Source organism: Halomonas sp. 707D4, assembly GCF_024158685.1.
Lineage (GTDB): Bacteria > Pseudomonadota > Gammaproteobacteria > Pseudomonadales > Halomonadaceae > Vreelandella.
The window spans coordinates 1-1,583 of record NZ_JAMZBD010000608.1 but is presented as its reverse complement, the minus strand read 5'-3'; the positions used below and the strand labels follow the sequence as shown (position 1 = coordinate 1,583).

2 protein-coding genes and 1 pseudogene are annotated in these 1,583 nt (G+C 66.8%); all 3 read left to right on the top strand.

What is annotated here, in order from left to right:
• Window positions 1-368: pseudogene (locus BIS11_RS17130) on the top strand (chloride channel protein); the annotation flags it as partial.
• Window positions 369-377: 9 nt separating this feature from the next.
• Window positions 378-809: a protoporphyrinogen oxidase HemJ gene (gene hemJ / locus BIS11_RS17125; protein WP_253425371.1), complete on the top strand. Its 432-nt coding sequence runs from the start codon at window positions 378-380 to the stop codon at window positions 807-809.
• Window positions 809-1,583 (top strand): hydroxymethylpyrimidine/phosphomethylpyrimidine kinase (locus tag BIS11_RS17120; protein WP_253586661.1); only part of this gene is annotated, 775 nt, incomplete at its 3' end. The genes hemJ and BIS11_RS17120, both read left to right, overlap by 1 nt.

The window sequence follows — 1,583 nt, the reverse complement described above, 5'->3', positions numbered from 1 at the left end:
ACACCAACCCGGTATGGCTTTTGATCGAGCGCTCCAGCGACGACAAGCCGGTGCTGGGCATGAAGGCGGCGGCGCTGGCGCGCTGGCTGCTCGAGCACGACGAGGCGCTCAAGGGCGAGCCACCCCCGGAGGACGAGGTGGTCGACCTGCTCGAGATTCCGGGGCAGCGCGTGGAGATGGCGCCGGTTGCGCTTCAGGCCACGCTCTCCGAGGCGTTCTTGAAGCTTCAGGACCAGGCGCTGGGCGCGCTCTACGTGGTGCATGGCTACCGACCGAAGCAGCAGCGAATTTCGGGTATCATTACGCGGGGGGCGATCGAGCGCTACTACCACTACTCGGACCCCCAAGACAAAGAGCCGACCACCTGAGGAGAGAGCATGTATTTGTGGATGAAGGCCCTGCACCTGATAGCCATGGTGACCTGGTTCGCCGCCCTGTTCTATCTGCCGCGGCTTTTCGTGTACCACGCCATGGCGCGTGACCAGGGCGATGAGCAAGCGATCACTTACTTCGCGACCATGGAGCGCAAGCTGTATCGCGGCATCATGACGCCGTCGATGATCCTGGTTTTGGTGTTCGGCGCTGCCATGCTGTATCTCGTACCGGGCTGGCTAAGCCAGGGGTGGATGCACGCCAAGCTCGCCCTGGTGGTGGCCCTGATCGCCTACCATCACGTCTGCCTGATCTATCTCAAGCAGTTCGCCCAGAACCGCTGCACCAAGAGCCACGTCTTCTTTCGCTGGTTCAACGAGGCCCCGGTGATCGCGCTGATCGCGATCGTGCTGCTCGCCATCCTGAAGCCCTTTTGATGCAGCTACCGCTTCCTCCCATCGTATTGGTGCTGGCCGGGCATGACCCGACCGGCGGTGCCGGCTTGATCGCCGACAGCGAAGCCGTGGCCGGCTGCGGCGGCTGGGCGCTGACCGTCCCTACCGCCACCACCGTGCAGAACTGCCATGACGTGGCGCGGGTTCTGCCCGCCGACCCGAGCGCCATGCAGGCGATGGCCGAGGCGCTGGGCGAATTTCCGGTCGCCGCCATCAAGCTGGGGCTGCTCGCCGACGAAGCGACGCTCATGGCCGCCGAGCGCATCATTCGTCGCTTTCCCGGCGTGCCGGTGGTGGCGGACCCGGTGCTCAAGGCCGGGGGTGGCGCTGACTTGTCCACAGCCGCCTTGCGGCGCCTCTATGTGGATCGTCTGCTGCCGCTGGTGGATATCCTGACGCCCAATCGCTTCGAGCTCGCCGCGCTGACCCCGGAAATCGACGCCGCCGACGACGATACCGCCCGGGCCGTGGCGCTCATCTCGCGCGGCTGCCAGGCGGTGCTGGTCACCGGCACCGACGATCCGCTGCCGGGCAACCCGGATCTGGTGGTGCATACCCTGCACTCGCCGGACACCACGCGCCAGTGGCAGTGGCCGCGCCTGCCCCATCGCTACCACGGGTCGGGCTGCACGCTCGCCTCGGCGCTGGCCGCGCGCATGGCCGCGGGCGAGCGGCTCTCCACGGCCTGCGAACAGGCCCAGCACTTTACCTGGCGCGCCCTGTCTCACGCCTACGAGCCGCCGAGCGGCCAATACC

What these genes read in the sequence shown, in the direction of transcription:
- hemJ (WP_253425371.1), top strand. Translation starts at nt 378, where the DNA reads ATGTATTTGTGGATGAAGGCCCTGCACCTGATAGCCATGGTGACCTGG.